Source organism: Lysinibacillus phoenicis (genome assembly GCF_047238325.1).
GTDB lineage: Bacteria > Bacillota > Bacilli > Bacillales_A > Planococcaceae > Lysinibacillus > Lysinibacillus irui.
Genome location: NZ_JBDFMP010000002.1, coordinates 1,388,446 through 1,413,347, shown reverse-complemented (window position 1 = coordinate 1,413,347; position 24,902 = coordinate 1,388,446). Strand labels below are relative to the sequence as shown.

General features: G+C 35.3%; 20 protein-coding genes. 12 read left to right on the top strand and 8 right to left on the bottom strand.

The features are described from left to right. Positions 1 to 14 precede the first annotated feature (14 nt). Together ABC382_RS08575 and ABC382_RS08570 are read left to right on the top strand one after the other, a co-directional pair. Positions 15 to 1,286 (top strand): DUF5068 domain-containing protein, encoded by a 1,272-nt coding sequence (locus ABC382_RS08575; protein ID WP_322610392.1) that lies wholly within the window; start codon positions 15 to 17, stop codon positions 1,284 to 1,286. Positions 1,287 to 1,808: 522 nt separating this feature from the next. Continuing rightward, the gene (locus ABC382_RS08570) at positions 1,809 to 4,289 is read left to right on the top strand and encodes an S-layer homology domain-containing protein (protein ID WP_322610393.1); all 2,481 of its coding nucleotides are present in this window, start codon (positions 1,809 to 1,811) and stop codon (positions 4,287 to 4,289) included. 136 nt (positions 4,290 to 4,425) lie between these two features. Here ABC382_RS08570 and ABC382_RS08565 read toward each other — a convergent pair whose 3' ends face one another. Further along, positions 4,426 to 5,553: an acyltransferase gene (locus tag ABC382_RS08565; RefSeq protein WP_322610394.1), complete on the bottom strand. Its 1,128-nt coding sequence runs from the start codon at positions 5,551 to 5,553 to the stop codon at positions 4,426 to 4,428. A 265-nt stretch (positions 5,554 to 5,818) separates the two neighbouring features. Next, complete coding sequence (locus tag ABC382_RS08560; RefSeq protein WP_322610395.1) at positions 5,819 to 6,811, bottom strand: NADPH:quinone oxidoreductase family protein; 993 nt, start codon at positions 6,809 to 6,811, stop codon at positions 5,819 to 5,821. A 125-nt stretch (positions 6,812 to 6,936) separates the two neighbouring features. Between ABC382_RS08560 and ABC382_RS08555 the strand changes: the two genes are divergently transcribed. From ABC382_RS08555 to ABC382_RS08520, 8 genes are all read left to right on the top strand, one after another. Then, entirely contained in the window at positions 6,937 to 7,524 is a 588-nt protein-coding gene (locus ABC382_RS08555; RefSeq protein WP_274796279.1) for a TetR/AcrR family transcriptional regulator, read from the top strand. A gap of 416 nt (positions 7,525 to 7,940) precedes the next feature. Next, complete coding sequence (gene rocF / locus ABC382_RS08550; RefSeq protein ID WP_274796280.1) at positions 7,941 to 8,846, top strand: arginase; 906 nt, start codon at positions 7,941 to 7,943, stop codon at positions 8,844 to 8,846. 261 nt (positions 8,847 to 9,107) lie between these two features. Then, positions 9,108 to 10,535, top strand: coding sequence for an amino acid permease (locus ABC382_RS08545; protein ID WP_274796281.1), 1,428 nt, complete (start codon positions 9,108 to 9,110; stop codon positions 10,533 to 10,535). A gap of 221 nt (positions 10,536 to 10,756) precedes the next feature. Continuing rightward, on the top strand, positions 10,757 to 11,557 hold the full coding sequence (locus ABC382_RS08540; protein ID WP_322610396.1) for a DUF817 domain-containing protein: 801 nt from the start codon (positions 10,757 to 10,759) through the stop codon (positions 11,555 to 11,557). Between the two features lie 155 nt (positions 11,558 to 11,712). Beyond that, complete coding sequence (locus tag ABC382_RS08535) at positions 11,713 to 12,291, top strand: pyridoxamine 5'-phosphate oxidase family protein (protein ID WP_274796283.1); 579 nt, start codon at positions 11,713 to 11,715, stop codon at positions 12,289 to 12,291. Between the two features lie 158 nt (positions 12,292 to 12,449). After that, a complete protein-coding gene (gene vanR, locus ABC382_RS08530; RefSeq protein ID WP_274796284.1) occupies positions 12,450 to 13,136 on the top strand; it encodes a VanR-ABDEGLN family response regulator transcription factor in 687 nt (228 codons plus the stop codon). A gap of 22 nt (positions 13,137 to 13,158) precedes the next feature. Next, entirely contained in the window at positions 13,159 to 14,253 is a 1,095-nt protein-coding gene (locus ABC382_RS08525) for a sensor histidine kinase (RefSeq protein ID WP_274797287.1), read from the top strand. Positions 14,254 to 14,340: 87 nt separating this feature from the next. Continuing rightward, the gene (locus ABC382_RS08520) at positions 14,341 to 15,255 is read left to right on the top strand and encodes a D-alanyl-D-alanine carboxypeptidase family protein (RefSeq protein ID WP_322610397.1); all 915 of its coding nucleotides are present in this window, start codon (positions 14,341 to 14,343) and stop codon (positions 15,253 to 15,255) included. Positions 15,256 to 15,468: 213 nt separating this feature from the next. On the opposite strand, the gene ABC382_RS08515 is transcribed toward ABC382_RS08520, so the two are convergent. Continuing rightward, positions 15,469 to 16,164, bottom strand: a complete 696-nt coding sequence (locus tag ABC382_RS08515; protein ID WP_412926708.1) for a hypothetical protein — start codon at positions 16,162 to 16,164, stop codon at positions 15,469 to 15,471. Positions 16,165 to 16,457: 293 nt separating this feature from the next. On the opposite strand from ABC382_RS08515, the gene ABC382_RS08510 reads away from it, so the two are divergent. Continuing rightward, on the top strand, positions 16,458 to 17,561 hold the full coding sequence (locus ABC382_RS08510; RefSeq protein WP_322610399.1) for a CamS family sex pheromone protein: 1,104 nt from the start codon (positions 16,458 to 16,460) through the stop codon (positions 17,559 to 17,561). Positions 17,562 to 17,834: 273 nt separating this feature from the next. On the opposite strand, the gene ABC382_RS08505 is transcribed toward ABC382_RS08510, so the two are convergent. From ABC382_RS08505 to ABC382_RS08495, 3 genes are all read right to left on the bottom strand, one after another. Continuing rightward, on the bottom strand, positions 17,835 to 18,743 hold the full coding sequence (locus tag ABC382_RS08505; protein WP_322610400.1) for a TIGR03943 family putative permease subunit: 909 nt from the start codon (positions 18,741 to 18,743) through the stop codon (positions 17,835 to 17,837). An 11-nt stretch (positions 18,744 to 18,754) separates the two neighbouring features. After that, entirely contained in the window at positions 18,755 to 19,753 is a 999-nt protein-coding gene (locus ABC382_RS08500; protein ID WP_322610401.1) for a permease, read from the bottom strand. Between the two features lie 132 nt (positions 19,754 to 19,885). Beyond that, positions 19,886 to 21,085, bottom strand: a complete 1,200-nt coding sequence (locus ABC382_RS08495; RefSeq protein WP_322610402.1) for an AraC family transcriptional regulator — start codon at positions 21,083 to 21,085, stop codon at positions 19,886 to 19,888. A gap of 155 nt (positions 21,086 to 21,240) precedes the next feature. On the opposite strand from ABC382_RS08495, the gene ABC382_RS08490 reads away from it, so the two are divergent. Further along, positions 21,241 to 21,999, top strand: coding sequence for an SDR family NAD(P)-dependent oxidoreductase (locus ABC382_RS08490; protein ID WP_274796290.1), 759 nt, complete (start codon positions 21,241 to 21,243; stop codon positions 21,997 to 21,999). Between the two features lie 57 nt (positions 22,000 to 22,056). Here the strand turns inward: ABC382_RS08490 and ABC382_RS08485 are convergent, their stop codons facing one another. Together ABC382_RS08485 and ABC382_RS08480 are read right to left on the bottom strand one after the other, a co-directional pair. Further along, complete coding sequence (locus ABC382_RS08485; protein WP_322610403.1) at positions 22,057 to 23,718, bottom strand: methyl-accepting chemotaxis protein; 1,662 nt, start codon at positions 23,716 to 23,718, stop codon at positions 22,057 to 22,059. Beyond that, complete coding sequence (locus ABC382_RS08480) at positions 23,715 to 24,701, bottom strand: BMP family lipoprotein (protein ID WP_312505708.1); 987 nt, start codon at positions 24,699 to 24,701, stop codon at positions 23,715 to 23,717. Before ABC382_RS08480 ends, ABC382_RS08485 begins: the two co-directional genes overlap by 4 nt. Between the last annotated feature and the right edge of the window lie 201 nt (positions 24,702 to 24,902).

Below are 24,902 nucleotides of genomic sequence, written 5' to 3'. Positions count from 1 at the left end.
TTATGGAGGAAGAAATGAAAAAGAACTTATTATTATTACTGTCACTTACTTTCGCTATCGCTGTTATTCTTAGTGGATGTGGAAAAAGTGAGGAAGAAGCGAAGAAAGACAATGATGCGAAAAATACGCAAGAGGAACAAGGACAGGAAAAAGAACATTCAGATAAAAATGAGGAAGATAAGAAAGAAGAAGAACCAACTAAGGAATCAGCAGATATTACTTCTTTAATCTCTTATATGGAAGAGGAAACACAAGGGACAGCAAAAGTTCTTTATGAAAATAAAGAGCCACAAGTCCATAAAATGGAGGATGTTTCAATTTCTCTTGATAGCTACTCGTTAGTTGAATTAAAGGACTTCCACACTGATTTTGCTATTCCATTTAACGATGAAACAAATGGTGGGGTTATTTTAGCAAAATATACAGTGAAAAATAACATGGATAAAGATGTCTACTATATGCCAAGCTTAGATATTACTTATACAGGAGCACCTAAATACTATACTAATTATAAGGATTTAATTCCAGAGGATCAGCAATTGCCTACAAAATTAAACTATCAAACAGGTTATGAGCTGAAAGCTGGTGAAGAGGTAACTGGCTACATTGCATATCCATTCGGAGAAAGTCATTTAGCGAAAATCAATGAGTTAGGTACAGTTACAGTAATGGTTCCACTACCAATTACAGAGAAAGATAAATATGATACGTCTATTGGTTCAGAAGGCCGATTTAATTTAGCAATTAATGCACAAGGTTCTGAGAAGGTTTCTAGTAACGCTGCGTTCTATCAAGATAAAGCAACGATGGACAACATGGGTGAAAAGAAAATGCTGAAGGAAAAAAGTAATATCAACGACAGCAAACCAATTGGTGATGTCAATGCAGTGTTAGAAGGGTATCAATTTACTGCATTTACCCCAAATGAAGTGGAAGCACCACGTTTTTCTAATTTCACAAATGGCGTAACATTATTAACAGTTAAATTTAAATTAGACAATAAAACGACAAGTGAAATTGGTTTATCGTCTTTGTCCTCAAAATTAACAGTGAATGATGGCACTCAATATTTATTGGATGAAGGAATGCTATTAAATTATGGCTATAAAGATGTCATTAAAGCTGGTGAAACGGGTGAACTATTACAAATCTATGTGCTAGATCAAGAGCAGTATGAAAAGATTTGGAAAGATAAAGCCTTTGAAATTGAATTAGGTCCAATTCGTAACCAAGGAGCAGAGGATATTTCTAAAGGGAAAAAAGCAACGTTTATTCTACCAAAATAAAAAACAAAGAGGAAGGCATGAGTCCATTACAGGGCTTAAGCCTTTTTTTGTTTAAAAGATCGTTGAAAAAAATAGAACCTTTAATTAATACAATTAGGACCCTATCAAACATATAGTAGACAGTTTGTTGTTATATTAAGAAAGTATTGAACGTAAATACTTTTTCTACATGAAATCTCTTAAACATGTAAATATTATCTAACTTTTGTCATTAAGTAATCAAACACTCCTATATTTTGGAATTTTTTAATGAAGAAATTACCTATATAACCAATACAGTATTAATATTACCTTATTTTTAGCATTTATTTATTGGTAATGTAGTTATAATATTGTCTTGTAAAGCAAATTACAGTTGGATTGGGATATTTAATCTTGGAAACTTAGGAAGATTGCTTTACATATAATTGGTTGTAATTATTATTTGCGAGAACAAATTATACATATTTTAAAAACTAAATAGAGCGATAATATTGTTTTCACAGAATAATATAATTTATTAAAATTCTGGAGGAATATACTATGACAAAACAAAACAAAGGTCGTAAATTTTTCGTAACTACTGCTACTGCAGCATTAGTAGCATCAGCAATCGTGCCAGTAGCATCAGCTGCTGAATTTAACGATGCAGATAGCATTTCATCTTGGGCTAAAGAAGCAGTTCAATTTTTAACTGACAAAGGCTTCATCCAAGGCGATGAAAAGGGGAACTTCAACCCAGCTGGTACTCTAACTCGTGCAGAAGCTGCTGAAATCTTATCAAAAGCATTAGACTTAAAAGCAACAGGAACTGAAGATTTTTCTGATGTAGATGAAAATGACTGGTTCTATAATGCAGTACTTGCAACTTCACCTGAATTATTTGACGGTATGGGCAATGGTAAATTTGAACCGAAAGCTCAATTAACAAGAGAACAAGCTGCGAAAGTAATCGTAGAAGGATACCAATTAACAGGTAAAGCGGATTTAAGCCAATTCGCGGATGCTTCTAAAGCTTCTAAATGGGCTGTATCTTACTTAGAAACAGCTGTAGAAAACGGCGTAATCAACGGTAAAGGTTCATTATTAGCTCCACAAGATAAAATTAGCCGTGAAGAATTCGCTACAATGGTAAAACGTACAATTGATGCAACAGTAAAAGAGGTAACTCCAGCTGTAGCTTCTGTACAAGGACTTAATGCAAAAGAGCTTGAAGTAAAATTCAACACAGCTGTTGATGCAAAAGATGCTGCTGTGACAGGTAAATATGCGATTGAAGGTGTAGCGATCACAAAAGCAGAAGTATCTGAAGATGGCATGTCTGTTATTTTAACAACTAATAAAGAATTAAAATTAACAAATGGTAAAGTAACTGTTAAACCAATCCAAACAAAAGCAGATACTAAAGTTTTAACTGAAGAGTTTAACAAATTAATCACATTTGCAGACACAACACCTGTTAACGTTAACTCTGTAGAAGCAAAAGGCACTACAGCAGTAATCACTTTCGATGAGCCTGTACAAAGTGAAGGAACAGTAAGCTTAAATGGTGCTGAACTTGCTAAAGATCGTTATACTTTATCTGGTAAAACTTTAACTATCAAAGGTTTAACTGCTGAGCAAGCTTATAAAGTAGATATCGTAGGTGCAACTGACTTCGCTAATAATATTGCAAATCCAATTGCTGTGAATTTCACAGTTCTAAAAGCAGACGCTGATAATTCAAAACCAACTGTTTCTACAGCAGTAAACGGTACAGAAATTACGTTTGATTTCTCAGAAGAATTAAAGAAACATGATTTTGTTGTTGATAAAGAGACAACTATTAAAGGGTATGCAAAAGTAACTGTTGGATCAACTGTTTTCTATTTAACAGATGCTGATATTAAAGATACAGAGGATAAAACTGTATTCTCGATTGATGCAAAATCAGCATTAGGTACAGCTACATTCATTAATACAAACATTAAAGTAGAGGGACAAAAAGATTTAGCTGGTAATGCTGGAGATGCATTTGAGTTTAATGCTATTCTATCAAAAGATTTAACACCTGCTTCACTTGTATCTGCTTCTACTAAAATGTTAGTAGCTGATGATGTAAATGCTACTACAGATGTTGATGCACTATACCTTACATTTAGTGAGCCAGTAAAAGTAGATGGCACTTTAACAGTTAAAACGCAAAACGGTATTGCTTACACTACTGGAAAAGAAACAGCAGTAAAAGCAGACGCTGGTTTCGATGTAGATGGTAACGGTAAAATTGAGGGTGCAGAGAAAAACACTGTAAAAGTTGACATTGATTTAGATAGCAATTCATCTTATACATTTGAATTATCTGCAAAAGCAGTGACAGATTTAGCTGGCAACGTGACTGCAGATACAGTTACTTTCAATGTAACAACAGGCGTGTTTGAAGCTACACCTGAAACACCTACAGATTCATTAGTATTTGGAGCTACACCAGTTGTTGTAACAGATAACAATGTATTCACTGTTGAATATGCTGCAGATGTAACTGCAACAGCAACAAATGCTGCTAACTACACACTTGGAGGAAAAGAACTTCCTGCTGGTACTCAACTTCAGTTTGTAGATGGTACTAAAAAAGTAAGATTCACTTTACCTGAAGGTTCTATCACTGCTAATGGTAATTATGTACTTGAAGCTATCAATGTAGTAGATACAAAAGGTAACACTCTTAAAGGTGGAAAAGTGACAACTCTAGTAGCACTTAAAGAAAATGTTGTACCTGTTGCTACTAAAGTAACTGCAGTAGATAGCAAAACATTTACAGTAGACTTCTCTGAAAATATTGCTGACCAAGCTGCACCAACAGGAGTAACAGTTAAAATTGCTGGTTCAACTGTAGAACTTGCTTCTGCTAAAGTAGAAGGTGGTAAACTTACTGTAACAACTAAAGCTGACTATACATTAACAGACAGCATTGTAGTTGAATTCAAATCAACAAACTTAGTTGACGCTAATAACAACAAAGTGAAAGACGGATCTATTGCTAAATAATTAAACCGTTCAAATTTTGAAACCCCTGTAGAGAATAATTCTACAGGGGTATTATTATTAGTTTCTTCTATAATATAGGGGGTTAATTCAAACGATGCTTTCAATTATTCATGTGAATGACCGTATATTTAATAAATTATTTGTAAGGAAACTTCTTCGGAATTGGTCCAAACGCAATCCAATGATAGTTAAAAAATCTGCCTATCAATAGCACAAGAATCCATGGGATAAATAGGGCAAAGATAAAGCCACCAACACTCCATAAATGAAAGATAATACTATTGCCACTTATATTGATTTGTCTATAAAGGAAAAGGAAAAGTGGATGCAAGAGATAGACACCAAATGAAACTGTTCCTAGATTGATTAAGACATTTACAAAGCCTTGGTTCCATTTATCATAGATCCAGAAGGATAGTTGTAATAAGACAATACAAGCAGTCAAAGATTGTAGCTGAAAAACTAGTTCAAAGATGATGCTGTTCGTTAAATAGGTTTGAGACGAAAAGACAAAGTAATATAAATAAACATTATATATAGTAGAAAAAAGCCAGATTGCCCATATAAAAAGGGTTGGTATCGGGAAATTTTCTTTCTTTAAATGGAGCCATTTTTTATATTGTTCAAAATAGATACCTAAAAATGCACCGGCTAAGAAATAAAGAATATACGAGAAAGAGATACTGCCTCTATAGGGATACTGCCAAAACTCAGCATTTAATAGAATAAAGACCCATTGAAGGGCAAAGCCAATCCAAATTAAATGAGGAGATAGGGCTGGTTTTTTCTTTAACATATACAGGAAGAGTGGGAACATGAGATAGAACTGCACAATAATAAAAATATAGTATAAATGTGTGTACGCTTTCCCAATCAAAAGCTTCTTAAGAAATTCCACACTAAATAGAGCATTCCATGTTACTACTAAATCACGTGACACAAAAAATTGCGTAGCTGCATAGTAGAAAATAGAAAAAAAGAGGTAAGGAATGAGTATTTGTGTTACTCTCTTCTGATAAAAACGAACGATAAGCTCTTTTGTTAAATCTTTTTGTATATAATTGTAAAATAAAACAAAGCCACTTAAGAAAATAAAAACTGGCACAGCGAATTTCGGGAAAATATTAAAAAATACATAAAGTGGATAAAGTTTCGAATCACTTGATAAAACTGTAACAGGTGTACTGGTTGAATGAATGAGAAGTACAGCTAGAATGGCTAATGCTCTTGTGATATTTAATTCATTAATATGTGCTCGCTTCATACGATCATCTCCAAATATTGATTATAGTGTTGACTTCCCATATTGCTACATACATACTCTATTGTTATGCGAATAAGTGCTAAATTAGACAATCTTAATCATTAGTATTTGAAATAGATGGGCATCTATGACTAACTATAGGGAGCTATTATGTCAGGCAGATGTCAGCAATAAAAAAAGTTACCACGCTCTTTATGCGCAGTAACTTCCGTGTCATAAAACTATAATGTTTGGAAATGGAATGGAGAGCAGTTCATATACCTAATTACATTGTAACCAGGAATCTCCCTCTCGCTTGCCCTTTCAGTAAAACTGGTAAAACATCAGGTAGTTGTTGCAACGTTACCTCTCGCTGAATGAAATTAGCAATATTAGCAGGTTTAAAATCAGTTGCTAAACGATCCCAGATCTTTAATCGAATGTCCATTGGGCAATAAACAGAATCAATTCCAAGTAAATTTACCCCTCTTAAAATGAAGGGGAATACGCTTGTCGGAAGCTGTGTACCTGCTGTTAAACCGCTACTTGCAACAGCTCCTCCATATTGAATTTGGCTTAATAATGAAGCTAGTGGCTCTCCTCCAACAGAATCGACAGCAGCAGCCCATTTTTGTTTGCCTAATGCTCTAATCTTTCCATCAAAAACTTCTTCACGATTCACGATAGTGGTAGCTCCAAGTTTACGCAAATAATCATGTTCATCTTCTTTTCCTGTACTTGCTTCCACCTGATAGCCTAACGTAGAAAGAATAGCAACAGCGAAGCTTCCTACACCGCCTGTTGCACCCGTTACTAGGATTTTTCCTTTTTCAGGATGAATAGCATTGTCCTCTAATTTTTGGATAGACAATGCGGCTGTAAATCCTGCAGTACCAATCACCATTGCCTCTTTAAGGGAAAGGCCTTTTGGAAGGGGCACTATCCATTTTGCTGGGATACGGGCATACTCACTGAAGCCTCCAAAATGAGATACACCTATTTCATAGCTAGTGGCAATGACTTCATCGCCTTCGTTAAAGCGAGGATCTTCAGAGGAAACAACAACTCCTGCTAAATCAATACCAGGTACAAATGGATAGGAAGTAACGATTTTACCATCAGGGATGGAAGCAAGACTATCTTTATAATTAATACCGGAATAACTAACTTTAATTAATACCTCACCTTGGGGTAAATCTTCAAAAGTTAAATTGTTCACTTTCACTGTAAAATCGTGGTCTTTATTGACTACTAATGCCTGAAAATTTTCTACTGTCATTGTAACGTCCTCCTACAATTAAATTCCATTAAACAGTATCAAAATTATTCTGACCGGTCAATATAAAATTGGATTTTATCTATTAATCCTGTATAATGGCTTTTATTACGTCATCGGAGGCTCGTATGAAAAAGAAAGAGGAAGAACGAAAAAAGCAGATTATGAATGCAGCCTTTCATGCTGTTTCAAATTTAGGCTATGATAAAGTCACACTACAGGACATAGCAAACCATGCTAATGTTTCTAAAGGGGTAGTACACTACTACTTTACAAGCAAACAAAACATTTTATTAGAATTACTAGAATCCACTACAAGCAAAATTTATCGCTTTGAAATACAAGAAATAGGCAAGTACCATTCAGCGATAGAAAAGCTTCAAGCCTATGTAAACGCTGTTTTTGTGTCGCCCCAAGATAATAAAAAATTTTACAGAGTATATTTAGATTTTTTGGCCCAGGCAAACGGTAATGAAGACTATAAAAGAATTAACTTGAAATTTTATGAAAATTGCTGGGGAATTGGCCAAGAAATCATTGAACTAGGAAAAGGTGAGGGTGTATTTAGGGAAGACATCGATCCATTAACATATGCTAAAGTGATAAGGGCGATAATTGATGGATCATTAATTCAATGGTTGACATGTGATATAGAAGAACAACATACGTTTTATAAAGATATATGTTTTAATAGTATTTTAAAATTATTAAAGTAGAAAATGAAAGTAACTTTTAAAGCCTTACTAACTATATTGTAAGGCTTTTTTTCTGTCTCAAAACGATAATTTGTTAATCGGAGCTTTCCCACTCTTTATACAAAATTGGATATGGTTTCAATATTTTTCTAATATATAGTACTTAACCCTTAAATTACTGAGCTAATTTTCTTAAAAATCTATAAAAATAGAACAGTTTTAATTTTTTATTTTGAAATTTCTAACAAAAAAACGCATTAATTTGGTAAAAAAAGTATCCTTATTCACTGAAACCGTTTTTATACATTCATTTATACAAGAAAATATCTATGTTTTTAATAATTTAAACTGTATAAAAATTTAAAATAATGTCGAGTTGAGTCAAAATCCCATTTTCTTTATACTGTGAAAGTAATTATCGGAGAGGAGAAAACATCATGAACAAAGAAGTGACAATTATTGGGGTACCCATGGATTTTGGCCAAACTAGAAGAGGGGTAGACATGGGACCAAGTGCTATTAGATATGCTGGATTAACAGATCGACTTGAAGGCCTTGGTTATTCGATTTATGACGAAGGGGATTTAAATATTGAAATAGTAAATGAAGATAAAGAAGCCGAAGAAAAGACAAACTTAAAAAATTTAAAAACTGTAGCAGATAGTAATGAAAAGCTAGGTCAAAAAGTAGATCGCGAAATTTCTTTAAATCGTTTTCCTTTAGTTTTAGGTGGAGATCACAGTATTGCTATTGGAACATTAGCAGGTGTTTCAAAGCATTATGAGAATTTAGGTGTCATTTGGTACGATGCCCATGGAGATCTCAACACTGGTGAAACATCTCCTTCAGGAAATATTCACGGGATGTCTTTAGCTGTAAGTTTAGGACTTGGTCATCCTGCACTGACAAATATCGGGGGTTATGCACCAAAAGTTAAACCTGAAAATGTTGTCATTATTGGTGCTCGTGATTTAGATCCAGGTGAGAAAAAGCTAATTAAGGAAATTGGTATTAAAGTATATACGATGCACGAAATTGATCGTTTAGGTATGACAACAGTAATTTCGGAGACGATTGAATATTTAAAGGAACGTACAGACGGTGTCCACCTTTCATTAGATTTAGATGGGCTTGATCCAAACGATGCACCAGGAGTAGGGACGCCAGTTGCGGGTGGAATTAGTTACCGTGAAAGCCATTTAGCTATGGAAATGCTATCAGAGGCAAATATTATTACTTCTGCAGAGTTTGTTGAGACAAATCCTGTATTAGATCAATATAATAAAACGGCAGTCGCTGCTGTAGCTTTAATCAGCTCTTTATTCGGAGATACACTACTCTAAACAAAATCTTAAAGAGGAAGAACTTTTCTTAGATTAATAGTCACCACAACCAAATGTAAGAAAGTAGCTCTCCCTAAATTAAGTTTACAATAGAAACGGCGAATGCTCTAGCTATTCAATGGTATTTATTTTGTCAGAAAATTGACAGTTCGTAAAATATACTAAATTATTATCCTATTAATTATTAAAATTTCTATTAGTTATCTTTCTTGCACGAAAAAAAGAAAGTGCTTACAAGATAATTAGTGTAAGGAGCTTCTTATGGCATCAGAACAATATGAATTAAAAAGAAGTATGAAAGCAAGACATTTATTTATGATCTCACTTGGAGGATGTATTGGAACTGGTTTCTTTCTTGGATCAGGCTACACAATTAACCAAGCTGGACCATTAGGTGCCATTTTAGCCTACTTAGTAGGTGGAGCAGTTATGTATTTAACTATGCTATGTTTGGGTGAATTGTCTGTTGCGATGCCAGTATCCGGTTCATTCCAAACATATACGACGAAGTTTATTGGCCCTGCAACTGGTTTTGCTGTTGGATGGTTGTATTGGTTAGGATGGGCAGTAACTGTGGCCCTTGAATTTTTAGGTGCTGGACAACTTATGCAAAGGTGGTTTCCTGAATCACCAGTATGGATGTGGTGTCTACTATTTGCTGCCCTGCTCTTTGTATTAAATGGATTATCAGCAAAAGCATTTGGTGAAGCAGAATTTGTCTTCTCAAGTATTAAAATATTGGCCATCCTAATGTTCCTTGGGGTTGGCGGAGCGGCAATGTTTGGTCTAATCGATATGAAAGATGGATCAAATGCCCCATTCCTTTCTCATTTTTATGAGGGTGGACTTTTTCCAAATGGTGTAACAGCACTGTTAATTACAATGATTACAGTGAATTTCTCATTCCAAGGGACGGAGTTAATTGGTATTGCGGCTGGGGAAAGTGAAAATCCTGAAAAGACAATCCCTAAATCGATTAAACAAACAGTTTGGCGCACGCTATTCTTCTTTGTTTTATCAGTCGTTGTGCTTGCTGGAATGATTCCTATGGATAAAGCTGGTGTTGTTGAAAGTCCATTTGTTGTTGTACTGGATAGTATAGGTATTCCTTATGCAGCAGATATTATGAACTTTGTTATTTTGACAGCCTTATTATCTGTTGCGAACTCTGGTCTCTATGCAGCAACGCGTATGCTTTTCTCTCTTTCTGTTGAAAAGATGGCAAGCCCTTTATTAGGGAAGGTTAATAAAAGAGGGATTCCAATGAATGCCTTATTGATTACACTTGCTGTGGCTGGTTTATCACTACTTTCAAGTGTATTCGCCGCAAAAACAGTATTTGTTTGGCTACTCTCCCTAGCAGGGTTAGGTGCACAAATTGGTTGGATTGCTATTACTGCTTCGCAAATTGCTTTTAGAAGATCCTATATCCGTCAGGGAGGAAAAGTAGAAGATTTAAAATTCAAAGCACCATTATACCCAGTAATTCCTATTTTAGGTTTGTTGGCAAACTGTATAGTTATGGCAAGCTTGGCTTTTGATCCTGCTCAACGATTAGCTCTTTATTGTGGAGGAGCATTCTTTGTTGGCTGTTATATCGTCTATTATTTAAAAGTGAAGAAAGTTGTGAACTTACAAATAAACCAACAAGAAGTACAACTAAAATTAGATCAAAAAATGTATCTTTAATGACAAGAGTGGCTGCATGTTGCGGCTACTCTTTTTTATTTGTTAAACCCATTTCCTTGCTAATCAGGAACAAGAAAGACGTATTTTGCAAAGAATAGTTGCAAAATAAAGAGAAAAAATTTATCGTTTTTCGATAAAAAAATATTGAAATAGAATAATTAATCGTTTATTCTTCATACAAGAAGAAATTAAATTCTGACCAAGTTCATTGAGGTGGGTGCATGTTAAAGAAGCTTTTTAAAGATCTAGGAGTCTTTACTTATCATCAAGCATTATCTTGTATTTTTCCTGTTGTCATATTTATGACACTTGCACTTTCTAAAGCTATTCAAATTCCTGGCGTAGCAAGATACGACTTCATTCTGATCATCTGTCTTGTGACCCAATATTTAATGTATAAATCTGGCTTAGAAACAAAGGATGAAATAAAAGTAATCTGTCTGTTTCATATTATTGGCCTTGTGCTAGAGCTCTATAAAGTGAATTTTAATTCGTGGTCCTATCCTGAAGAAGCATGGACAAAAATAGCAGGTGTGCCATTATACAGTGGTTTCATGTATGCCAGTGTAGCCAGTTACATTTGCCAGGCATGGCGTCGCTTTGATTTGAAAATCGTCAGATGGCCCAAAAGTTATGTAGCCATTCCTCTTGGTGCCATGATCTACTTAAATTTTTTTACCCATCATTTTATATATGATTTTAGGTGGGTATTAATGGCTTTACTTCTTATAGTGTTTTATCGAACAGCTGTCAAATTTACAGTACGAGACTCTATCTATAAAATGCCTATCGTTGGGTCATTCTTTTTGATTGGTTTTTTCATTTGGATTGCAGAAAATATCGCCACTTTCTTTGGGGCATGGTCCTATCCTAACCAAGAAGTATCGTGGAAGATCGTTCATTTTGGTAAAATCAGCTCTTGGTTTCTGCTGGTAGTCATTAGCATTATGATTGTTGCACAGCTTAAATTATTTTATCGCGATGCAGGTGAGGATGAAAAAAAGACAAAAAGAAAGGCTTGAGAAATTTTTAACTAAAGACTTCTAAAAGAGCACAATTAAATAGAAGAAATTTCTATGGTTTTTAGTTGTACCCATTCCTTTTCATTAAACTGTCTCTTTTTTAGTGATAACACCTACTGTAGACTCCTTTTATAAGATATAAGGGGGACATAAGGATGGACAAAGACATTCGAATGAAGAACAGAGCTTGTATAGATGAACATCACATAAAACAATTTTTAGAGCACGCACAAACCGCTTTTCTAGGTTTAGTGGATCAACATATCCCATATGTTATTCCGTTAAATTATATCTTCAAAGATGGTAGTTTCTATTTCCATGGTGCCAATGAAGGAAGAAAAGTAGCCATACTGACGACCAATCCGAATGCTTGTATTACCATATGTGAAAGCTATGGAACAATGGTAGATCCCATTCCAGCTAAGACGGATACAGCTTATATGAGTGTCATCGCCAATGGTGAGGTCGAAATTGTCACAGATATCAATGAGGCAACAGTTGCTATGCAGGCAATGCTTGATAAATATGTGCCAGACTATTACCAAGCCCCATTGTCAAAATCACATATAGAAAAGTATCAATCATCTTTAGGTAGCAAAACGCTTGTATTAAAAGTGAGACCAAACAATCTAACTGCAAAAGAACATAAACTTAATGAACAAATGCAATATTATCCTGGGAGAGTTGTGACACAGGACCTGAACAGAAAATCCTCTCCTCTAGCAATCAATTAAATTTAAAAGTAGATTTAGGGAAAACATATTTTTCTAAATCTACTTTTTTATTTGTCCACAAGACATTTTCTTATTAATAGATATAACTACTAGTAAATGCTATAATGCCTGTGAAAAATCCATTAGTCATCAGGATGGTAGAAGGAGAGGGGCATTTATTGAATATTTTAGTTGTAGATGATGAAAAAGAAATTGCAGATTTAATTGAGCTTTATTTAAAAAATGAAAATTACCATGTGTTTAAGTATTATAATGCCCAAGAGGCTTTGGCATGTATTGAGCGCGAAAATGTGGATTTAGCTGTTTTAGATATTATGATGCCAGATATCGACGGCTTTACTATTTTACAAAAAATACGAGAAAGATTTAATTTTCCAGTGATTATGCTTACGGCAAAGGAAGAAGAGATCGATAAAATAAATGGATTTTCTTTAGGGGCAGATGATTATATAACAAAGCCTTTTCGTCCATTGGAAATGGTTGCTCGTGTAAAGGCACAAATACGGAGATTTACATTGTATAACCAAGGTTCAAAGCAAAACGAGGATATCATTGATTTCGCAGGTTTGATGATCAACAAGAATACAAGACAAGTCTTTTTAAATGAAAGACCATTATCCCTCACACCCACGGAATTCGCGATTTTATGGTACTTATCTGCAAATCGAGGGAAGGTTATTAGTTCAGAGCAATTATTTCAAGAAATTTGGGGAGAAAAGTACTTTAATAGCAATAACACTGTAATGGTTCACATTCGGCATTTACGAGAAAAAATGAAAGATTCTGTGGACAACCCAAAATTTATTAAAACCGTATGGGGAGTGGGGTATACCATTGAAAAATGAGTTTGGCAGACTGAAGAGAAAAATGGTAGTACAAATTATTATTATCCTTCTCTTAGCGATCATCATAGGTTTATTTATAAATTTTGCATTCATTGATGGAGTCTTGCAAGCTCCTTTTGCAGATGCCTTTGTTGACTTTTGTGAAAAAGTCTTGCAGCTCGATTATTTTGCTGCACAAAATGCCTACAATGTGTTATTCCAACAAAATAAACCCCTTTGGCTTGCTATCGGTTTTATTGTATTATTATTAATCATTTTTTATATTGCCTTATCTCGCTTTACTCGTTATTTTCATCAAATTAGTACGAGTATCACAATGCTTGCCGATGAGTCAGATAAGGAAATTCAACTTCCCGAAGAGCTTGATTTCTTGGAGAAAAAACTAAATGATGTGAAAAATAAATTAGAAAAACGTGCGAGAGATGCTCAAGAAGCGGAACAACGTAAAAATGATCTAGTTGTCTATTTAGCGCATGATATTAAAACACCCTTAACATCCATTATTGGCTACTTAAGCCTTTTAGATGAGGCAAGGGATATGCCTATTGAGCAAAAAGAGAAATATGTTGCGATTACGCTAGAAAAGTCAAATAGACTAGAACAATTAATTAACGAGTTTTTTGACATAACAAGATTTAATTTACAATCAATCGTTTTAGAAAAAGACCTTATTCCTCTAAATTATATGCTAATGCAAGTAGCTGATGAATTTTACCCATTGCTAGCACCAAAAGGGCAAAAAGCGGTTGTCAAAATAGATGAAGAAATTAATATATATGCAGATGGTCATAAATTAGCAAGGGTATTTAATAATATTTTAAAAAATGCCATTGCCTATAGTGATTCAAATAGTACAATTGAAATTAGTGCAAAAAGCGAAAACAATCAAACGTATATTTCGTTTACTAATACAGGAAAGACAATTCCTCCTGAAAAATTGAACATGATATTTGAAAAGTTTTACCGTTTAGATAATGCTAGGTCTACACAAACAGGTGGAGCTGGTCTTGGTTTAGCCATTTCAAATGAAATTGTCCAAGCCCATGGCGGGACCATTACGGCAGCTTCTAATAATGGGAAAACAGTTTTTACTGTGATGATTCCAACGAATTCTTAAGAAACCTTAAGAATTCACTAATAGTTAATTAAAAAAAAGCTCCTTTTTTTATGGTTGAATAAAACTATAAGAGAAGGAGTTGTTTTTATGACGAGAAAAGGTGTTTTAAGTATATTGTTCCTTATCATCATGCTATTTGGTTATTTACTAGTAAAAGAAACACCCGTGTCACTACGTCAGGAAATTGTCGAATCACCTAACGTAGTGCAAACAATGGGTAGTAATATGCTCAATATCGATTTATACAGTGCTAATGCAATATTAGTGAATTTAGATGAAAATCAAGTGCTACTAGAAAAAAATAGTGAGGAAATGATTTATCCTGCATCCTTGACAAAAATGATGACGGTTTTAGTCGCGATTGAACAGATTTCAAATTTACAAGAAGAAATCGTGTTACAAAAAAATATCTTTAATGATTTATTCGAGGAAAATGCGTCTGTGGCGGGTTTTCTCCCGAATGAGAAGGTAACTTTAGAGGATTTATTATATGGTTCCATGTTACCCTCAGGTGCAGAAGCATCCATTGGTTTAGCTGAATATGTTGCTGGATCAGAAAAGGAGTTCGTAAAACTTATGAACGATAAGGCACAGCAGCTAGGAATGAAAAATACACATTTTATGAATACAACGGGATTGCATCATCCTAAACATTATACGACAGTAAAGGATATGTCTTTACTCTTACAATATGCATTAACCAATCATGAGTTTCGCAATGTTTACACAGCAGAACGATATTCTATTAAGCAAACAAACCTTCACCCCGAAGGCATTACATTTACAAGCCGCATGTTTCAGCATATGACTACATCTGCATTGCCAGGAGGAGAAATTGTAGGTGGTAAGACAGGCTATACAGATGAAGCTGGTTTGTGTTTAGCAAGTCTAGCCGTTGTAAATGGACAAGAATACGTGTTAGTAACAGTAGGGGCAGAAGGAAATCCTCGTACGGAGCAATACAATATCACCGATGCGCTTTCGGTATATAGTCAATTATAGGCTGCATAAAAGTGAGGAAAATACTCCAATGTGATGGAGCTTTTGATCAAAAATGTGTGGCTCCCACTCCAAGTTGAGGAGAGGGCGCTCATAAAAGGATGGTCCCCGCTCCAAATTTGGGAGTAGCCCGCTCATAAAAGAGAGAACCGCTCAAAGTTCAGGAGAAGCCGCTCATAAAGTGAAGGAAAGCGCTCCAATAAGGTGAGAAGTCGCTCATAAAGTGAAGGAAACCCGCTCTAGAGTGGTGAGTAATCGCTCACAAAGGTAAGGAAAGCGCTCCAAAGTGAAGGGTAGCCGCTCATAAAGTGAAGGAAAGCGCTCCAAAGTGAAGGGTATCCGCTCATAAAGGTAGGGAAAGCGCTCCAAAGTGAAGGGTATCCGCTCATAAAGTGAAGAAAAGCGCTCCAAGGTGAAAGCTAACCGCTCATAAAGGTAAGGAAAGCGCTCCAAAGTGAAAGCTAACCGCTCACAAAGGTAAGGAAAGCGCTCCAAGATGGTGAGTAACCGCTCAAAAAGGTAAGAAAACCGCTCCAAGGAGAGGAGAAGTCGCTCAAAAAGGTAAGAAAACCGCTCCAAGGTGAAGGGTATCCGCTCATAAAGGTAAGGAAAGCGCTCCAAGAAGGTGAGTACCCGCTCATAAAGTGAAGAAAACCGCTCCAAGTAAAGGTATCCGCTCATAAAGGTAAGAGAAGCGCTCCAAGATGGTAAGTAACCGCTCAAAAAGGTAAGAAAACCGCTCAAAGTTGAGGAGAAGTCGCTCATAAAGTGAAGAAAACCGCTCCAAAGTGAAGGGTATCCGCTCATAAAGGTAAGGAAAGCGCTCCAAGAAGGTGAGTACCCGCTCATAAAGGTAAGGAAACCGCTCCAAGATGGTGAGTAGCCGCTCCAAGTTGAGGAGAGGTTGCTCATAAAAGGATGACCCCCGCTCGAAAGGTGAGGAGTACTCGCTCAAACAAGAAAGGCAACTGCTCTAAGTGATTGACCCTATGACGAGGGACATCCTATATTAATCAGATACTCTATTAAAGATCAATGTTCATTTTTCTTGAGCATTGATCTTTCTTTTGTGATTGACCTTGTATAGAATGGTGAGATTTATTAATTTATAATGTTTTATTTTGGAAAATTTGGTATGGTTAAGTTAAAGGAATAAACAATTATTACATAATCGTCAAGGAGTAATCGTAATGAGGAAAAGGCGAATGTTATTTTTAATTGCACCAATATTGTTAGTAGCCTCTTGTAGTAGTGATGTTGAGGGTGTTCCTACTAATGAGAAAATGTATACTTCATCTATACAAAAAAAGGAAGTTTATGAATTTCAACAGCCTGCAAAGTCCACTATTGCTAGAGGCTTAATCATCAAAAATATGAATAATGCCTTGAATATAAATGAGATAGAAAATGGATTAATGAATTTATCTGTGAAGCATTTTCCAACAGAAAAGTTTTACATGCAGGAAGGTCAATATTTGGATGAAAAAATGATTAGTCAATGGTTAGAAAGAAAAACAGAAGAAGGTATAGGTTTAAACCCTGCCATTGAAAATAGGACGGGTAATGTTTTAGAGGATGAAAAAAAGTATCCTTTGATACTCTCTCATGTTTTAGAACATAATTTTATAAATAAAAAAACTAACAAAATAGAAGGTATGTCGATCGCAATATCTCTTAATGAATTTTATGATATACGAGTAACGGATGACAACGGTTTAATTTACACTGGCCAAGTGAAAGTTGATGAAAATGATGATGATATTCATGATGTGAAAAGGTATGGGAAAGAAGTAGCTGAAAAGATTATTAAAGACCTTAGAAAAAATGAAAAAGTACCTCGTGTTCCCATTTATTTAACTTTATATCAGGAATCAAATATCAATGATATTATTCCAGGCGTATTTTTAGCTGAAACATTTATGACACAAGGGGAAGATACCATAACAAAGTGGTCTGAGGTTGATAAAAAGTATTATTTATTCCCATCAGATGCGTTATATAGTTTAGACCAAAATATGTATAATAAATTATTAAATTTTAAAGAAGAAATACAAGATGGATTTAAACATTTAAACCCGAAAATTATAGGGAAACTTCGATATGAGGATGACCAATTAACTGATATTAAAATCGATGTAAATGTTCCTCTTATTAATGATACAGAATTGGTAGGGCTATTACAGCTGATTAGTACTAAACTAAATTTTGATTACATTCCCATTACAGTTCGAGTTATCGATCAGGGAGCGGATGTGGGCATTGTTCTTTGGGACCCAATAGAAAAACAAATTTTTGCAACCCCTTTGTGAGTAGTTAATCATTTCAAACATAAAAAATCTAAAGGCTCAGCTACCTATTGTTAATTTCGTAACTTGTATTTACAGCTATGCTCTTTTATGAATTTGGTGCTCGTTAATAGAGTACCTATCTTATGGATAAATGGCATGGATGTTAGCGCCAAATTGATAACTATTCCCGGTTATTGTAAAAATGAAAAGACACTTTTTTTATGGGTAGGCATTTAGCTGTTTCTGGGATTAAATGATGAAAAAGGGCAAATTATTCGCTTTGCCCTTTTATTACTAGAAGCTCATTCGGATATTAATAGGATAAAGGTAAGGTGATTCGGGTTGTTCTATTGTTACCCAATCTTCAATATGGATAACAGGTAAGCTAGTTCCCTCATAGGTTGTTTGACTAATTGTACCAACCACTTCAATCCATGTATCTTCTGTGAGAGAGGGAGCCTCAGGAAATTCTGTTAGGAAGCCTACGATACTTGCATCAGCTACACAATGGGTAATAAGAAATCTTGAAATAACGAGTTGCTTTTCTGTAAAGCTTTCTTCTTTTAAAACAAAGCCCTTCAGCTGTATTTTCTTCCCTAAATAGTTGACCAAATTTTGATTAATCTCTTCATAATAAATCGTATAGTCCTTATCAGTCATTTTCAGTATAGGTTTTTGTGAGAGTTGTTGCTTTAATCGCTCATATTGCTGTTTTGTCATCTCCTGTTTTTCCTCCAACAGTCGGGTATCAGCCTCATGTTCATCGTAAATATTTTCATCAATCGTTTCATTTGAAGTGAGGTAATCCTCTATTTTAGATGATTGACTTTGTTGGGTGAGAATAAAGGCACCACCTTTTTTATCAGCAATGGCAGCATCTAAAATTTTAGCTGGTACGAAGAAGCCTGTCAGTATGGGGGTCATGATAATGAGATAGGCTATCCATGAGTAACCATGGTGGTGATGAGAGCAACAAGCTTGTCCAGCATGATCACAGTGATGGGGAGACTTTGAAAAAGATATAACTCTAGTCAATTGAACAAGAAAGAGTACAAAAAATAAAATGGCAGCTGTTTTACTGAGGCTTTCATATTTAGGGTTTATGAATTTTGTTAGTTCCCCGGTCCAATGCAGGCTGGCAATCATAGCTGAAAAGGCGAGTAACATCAAGGCTTTTAACGCTTGTTGAAAGTGAAATTTCATGGCTTTCCCCCTTAGAGATACGCTGAAAGAATCCATATACTAATGTAGACAACTGTAGCCACTAAGGCGATTAACCATAAGACAAATTTAATACGAAATACGCTCATCAACATAATGGTATTTTTTAAATCAATCATAGGGCCAAAAATGAGAAATGCCAGAATGGGTGGAGTGGAGAATATAGCACTAAAGGATGCACCAATAAAGGCATCAGCTTCCGAGCAAAGTGATAAAATGAAGGCTAAGCCCATCATAACTAAAATAGAAGAGGGGACACCTTCTCCAATTTCTACGAGTGTTTTGGTAGATACATATGTTTGTACAAAGGCAGCTAAAAATGCTCCGATAATTAAGTATTTGCCCATATCAAAAAATTCATCAATGGCATGTTTGAACATATTTATTAGCTTTGTGACAAAGGATGGTTGTTGATTAGTTGTTGTCAATGAAATGGGTTGTACAGAGCTCTTAAATTGTGAACCTTTAAAAAACAAGCTAATGAGTAATGCGATAATAATAGCAATGACAAAGCCAACTAGCATCCGAAGGCCAGCTATTTTTAAATCATTTCCAAATGCCATGTAGGTGGAGAGAATAACAATGGGATTAATGAGTGGACCAGTTAACATAAATCCTATAGCAGCATGTATTGGTACGCCTTTGGCAATCAATCTTCTAACAATAGGAACAATCCCACATTCGCAGGCAGGAAATAAGGCTCCTACAAAACAACTCATGACAACAGCCATCAACGTATTGCGAGGAATCCATCTTTGGATATGTTCCTCTTTAATGAAAATTTGAATAAAACCGGCAATCAGTATCCCAATTAAGACAAACGGTAATGCTTCAATTAAAATACTTAAAAATATAGTGTGTAGACTGAGTAAAGAAGAACTTAGATCTTTGAGTGCTGAGAAGTTGAATAAGATTAGTGGTAGCAGACTTACGAATAGAATAAAGAGGAACCAAAAATTCAATACATATCTAGTAATAGGGAGACGTTCCACATATACCTCCTTAAAGTGTAATGATTACGTTTTAATGTAAGGTATGTTTTAGGAGATACAGGTATTACTTCAAATCAGGAAAGAGAAAGTAAAAGTAGGTGGCTACAGTGCTTCACTTTCTCTTTTTTTACATCATTTACGAGAATACTCATTTCTATATTGCTTAGGGGTGATATCCGTAAATTTTTTAAAAACTTTAATAAAATAACTTTGGTCTGTGAAGTTCAGTAATGAGCCGATATCAAGGATTGGATAGTTTGTAAAGGTTAATAGTTTTTTCGCCTCCTCAATTTTTTGTTGCTGAATATATTCGCTTAAGGAAATTCCTACTTCTTTTTTAAATAAAGAAGAAAGATAATTTGGGCTTAAGTGGCAAATGGCTGAAAGTTGATCAAGTGTGATTTCACCATATAGTTGATTTTCGATCGTGTGGATGCAAGTTGTAATGGGTGCTGAATATTTCTGTTTATTTGTCTTTGACACACGACGCGTAAAATCGTAAATAGCTTCCTCCATTAATGAAAGAATGTCGATTAAGCTATTTTGATCCTCAAGCTTTTGTATGTAGAAATCATTTAATGTAAAGGCTGTTTCTTCATTTAAACCACCTTCAATCGCTGCACGACATATAAGGGCAACTCCTGTAATCATCAAGTACTGTACACTTCTTAAATTATTACGTTTGGAAAGTACTCCTAGTTCTGCTTGCTCCATAATGGAATAGTTTAAAACTTCATTTAGATTTTCCATACGTCCATTTTTCACATAGTCTAACAGTATTTTTTCGTAGTAAAGATTTGTATGAACAATAGCATTTCTTCTAGCATGTGAAAGTTCTATCGCAGTATTTTCCTCATGACGAATTAGGGGCTTTAATGCTTGGTTGTGTTGAATAACAGCCATTTTAGTTAATTTCTTTTGATAGATTGAAAAATAAACAAATAAACTAATAGCTAAACATTGCTGATAATGAAGATGAGGAATCATCTCGTGCTTATGATAAGTAGTTGGATTCACAGCGTCTTCCATTTCTGGTGAAAGGGAAGGGCCAACGACAATGGCTCCTAAATATTGTTCATCGATTTTTAGGTTGATATAGAAAAAATTAAATTCAGCATGAGAGAAAAAAATTGGATAATCATTTGAAGCTCTATGATATGGATATGCTGTTAACTGTTCCTTTAAAGAATGATAGGAAGGATTATTTTGATAGTCAGCTGATGAATAGTCAAAAATAACTTCTCCTAATGCATTGATATAAGAAACAGGAAGGTGATGGGTTTCATAGATGAGTTGACTTATGTATTGAAGATCAATTGTCGATATTTTCACGTTTCTCCCCCCGTTTATAATAGTAATGAAAGCAATTACAATTTTTATTGTATAGACAATGAGAAAGTACTATTTTGTGTAGAATAATACAATAAATTAAGGAGAAGTAGCAATAAAATAGATACTGAATTCAAGATGTTAGGGAGGAATAGAAGATGGATCTTTTGAATAAAATTGCAGTTGTAACAGGTGGAGGAAGTGGTATTGGAAGAGCCAGCAGTTTGAAACTTGCTAGCAATGGTGCAAAAGTGGTAGTTGTTGATTTCAACAAAGAAACAGGGGAAGAGACATTAAACTTAATTAAAGAGCAAGGCGGAGAAGGCATTTTCGTTCAGGCTGATGTTTCAAAAAGTGAAGATGTTCAGAAATATGTCAATGCGGCAGTAGATACTTATGGACGTATCGATGTATTTTTCAATAATGCTGGAGTTATTCAAAAAATTTCTCCATTAACAGAGATCGATGATTCAGAATATGATCGTATTATGGCAATCAATGTGAAGGGTGTATTCCTTGGCTTAAAACATGTTTTAAAAGTAATGGAAGGACAAGGAAGCGGCTCTATTATTAATACGGCTTCAACAGCTGGCGTTCGTAGTGAGCATAGTATGGCTGTCTATTCTGCAAGTAAGCATGCAGTAGTAGGTTTAACAAAGTCAGCTTCCTTGGAATATGTGAAAAAAGGCATTCGTATCAATGGTATTTGTCCAGGTGGAGTAGAGACAGCGTTAACAAACAGCGTAACAAATATGTTTGAAACAGGTGGCTATATTCCTGAGGAACTTCCGAATATGAGAATGGGACGCTATGCGAAACCAGAGGAACTTGCTGAAATGGTTGTGTTCCTAGCATCAGATAAAGCAAGCTATATGACAGGCTCAATCGTGCTAGTAGACGGTGGCTTAACTTTATAACATTTAGAAATCCAGTGAATGTCTCCACTGGATTTCTTTAGGTATTGCGTCTAATGGCTATAATGTAAATTTTTTTAGCTCATTCATCAATGTATCTGTCATTTCTTGAAGGTCGATTATTTTTGTATTAATTTTTTCGAAGGCTAGTAGCTGTTCCTGTGTCGATGCAGATATTTCTTCTGTACCAGCCGCTGTTTCTTCAGTAATGGCTGAAATATTTTCAATAGTACGATTTACTTGTTGGCTCATGTCATTCGTATGACCCATTTCTTTTATAAGATGTTGTAAATCATGATGGATATTTGCAATTTGGGTCGCAATCACTGCGAAAGATTTTTCTGTTTCTTCCATAGATTGTGCTTGCTCATTTGAAAGCTGATAGCCACGTTCAGCGGTAGTTAGTATATGGGTAATGCCATCTTGAATTTGCGTTACCATTGAAGATATTAAAGTCGTTGCATGCTCTGTTTCTGTTGAGAGCTTTTTAACTTCATCTGCGACAATGGCAAACCCTTTACCCGCTTCTCCCGCGCGTGCAGCCTCGATAGCGGCATTTAAGGCAAGTAAATTCGTTTGGCTTGCAATCGTGTGGACAGCATTAGCTGCTCCTTCAATTTCTGAGGTAAATTGGGAAAACTGCGTAACAGCCTCTTTAATATCAAGTGATGTGGTTGAAATATCCTTCACAATAGTAGCTTGCTTTTCTAATGAGTACTGCCCATTATGAACGGCTTCCAATGCCTGTTTACCTTTTGTAGCTGATTGCTCGCTTGTTAGCATGACACCTTTGAATTGATCAGCCATACCATTCATCAGAATCGCAACAGATTGGATGTCCTCTGACATTGTGTAGCTTCCTTTTGCTAATTCATCAGTAGATGTAGCGATTTGGTTACTGCTTTCATGAATATTTTTCATATGGCTCGTAACATCTTGTGTAAATAAATTAACATCCTGTCCGATATGATCAATCGATTGAACTGTACCTTTTAGATTATTCATCATCTGTGAAAAGCTTTCTGTTAATCGATCGATTTCGTTTCGACTGTTTGGTTGATAGGAAAGGGTAGCGGTATCAATCGTTAGATCCCCTGTAGCTGCGGCCTGTGCACATTCTACAATTTGATTAATCGGTTTGGTAATTCTTTTCGCAGCCAAATAGGAGTAAATAATTGTTGCGATAATTAATAACACACTACCTATGATTGTCGAAGTTGTAATGAATCCTATTTTTTGCTTTGTGACTTGTATCATCTCCTGATACCATTCGTTCGTTTCTTTTTTCAGCAAATACATATCATTTAAAATACCTTTGATTCTGATGGACTGCTTTTTAATTTCAGAACGGTTGTTTTCTTGAAAGCCGCTTTCTGTAGCTTGTTCTAGATCTTTAAATTTACTAGCTATTTTCTCGATGATTGCTTGATGCTCTGGTATTTTTGAGAGAGCGGCTAATTCGTCTACATTACTTTTTGTTTCTTGTAATATAGCAAGTGCTTCGTTTTTATTGGCTTCACTTTCTAAATAGGTGTAATTATTTAATGATTGGCTGGCAACCACCAGACTTTGTTCAAGTTCCTTTACTACAAGTAAAAGTTCAGTGTCATCCTGTGCTGTTGTTTGAATCGTAAATGTTTGCATGATAATGAAACCAATCATAGCCATTGCCAGTACGATTGGGATCAGTGTATTCATAAATAATTTTTTACGTAATGTCACTGGCCATCCCTCTTTTCTGCAGTTACTTTTATCGTACCTGCAACAATGGCTTCTCTTGCTTTTTCAATGGCAGCTTGCTGCTCGGTTGTCAGTTGAATAACGCGAATATCGGCTAGTCCCACGCCTTGATCGGCGAGACCTAAGGCAAACGATTTTTCCGTTATTTTTCCGTCTTCTACTAATGTCTTCGCAAGTTGATAGACGGCAAGGTCAACATTTTTTAGCATGGATGTAACCACCGTTTTTTCAGCAACAAAAAATTGATCAATATCAACACCGGCTGCATAAATGCCTTTTTCTTCGGCCTTTTTAATTGCCCCAAAGCCAGTAAAACCAGCGGCATGGTAAATAAAATCAACGTTATTTTTGATATATTGATCAGCTATTGCTGCGCCTGCCTGAGTATCATCAAAAGTACCAGCATATTTACTCAAAATTTCAATAGTAGGTTTTACGTAACGAGCTCCCTCAATAAATCCATTTTCAAAGTGATGGATAACAGGAGCATCTGCCCCACCAATAAAGCCAATTTTTCCTGTTTTGCTTGTCATAGCTGCCACCATACCAACTAAAAAGCTACCTTCCTGTTCTTTAAAGGTAATGGAAATTATGTTGTCGACCTCAGATTGTCCATCAATTAGTATAAATTGCTGCTCTGGAAATTGTTTTGCTGTCTTTTCTAGCGCTTCTTGTACTGAAAAACCTAGGCCAATGATGATATCGTATTTTTCAGCTACAAGCTCGTTCAGCTTTTCCTCGTAATTACCATCAGGTGCCTCTTTGTAATCAAATAAAATACCAAGCTCATCTCGGGCCTTTTCTAGCCCCTTAAAAGCAGAATCATTAAATGACTCATCACCAAGTCCTGCATCTGAAAGTAAAATACCTATTTTATATTCCTCAGTTGATGATTCTGTTTGAGCTGTTGAGCAACCTGCTGCTAACAGAGCAATCAAAAGAAAAATAACCATTAATTTTTTCAAATTTTGTACCTCCTGTTGTTTATAGAATATATATCGGCAAAATGTGAAGTTTTTTAGTCTGATGTCAGACATCGAGAAAAAATAAATATTAGTTTTCTGCTATATATCCATACTAAGTGACACATATAAAGGAGGATTATAAATAAAGTAATCGTTTTATTAAAGTTTCCGCAGCAAAAAGCCTACCGCTAATAGCGCTAG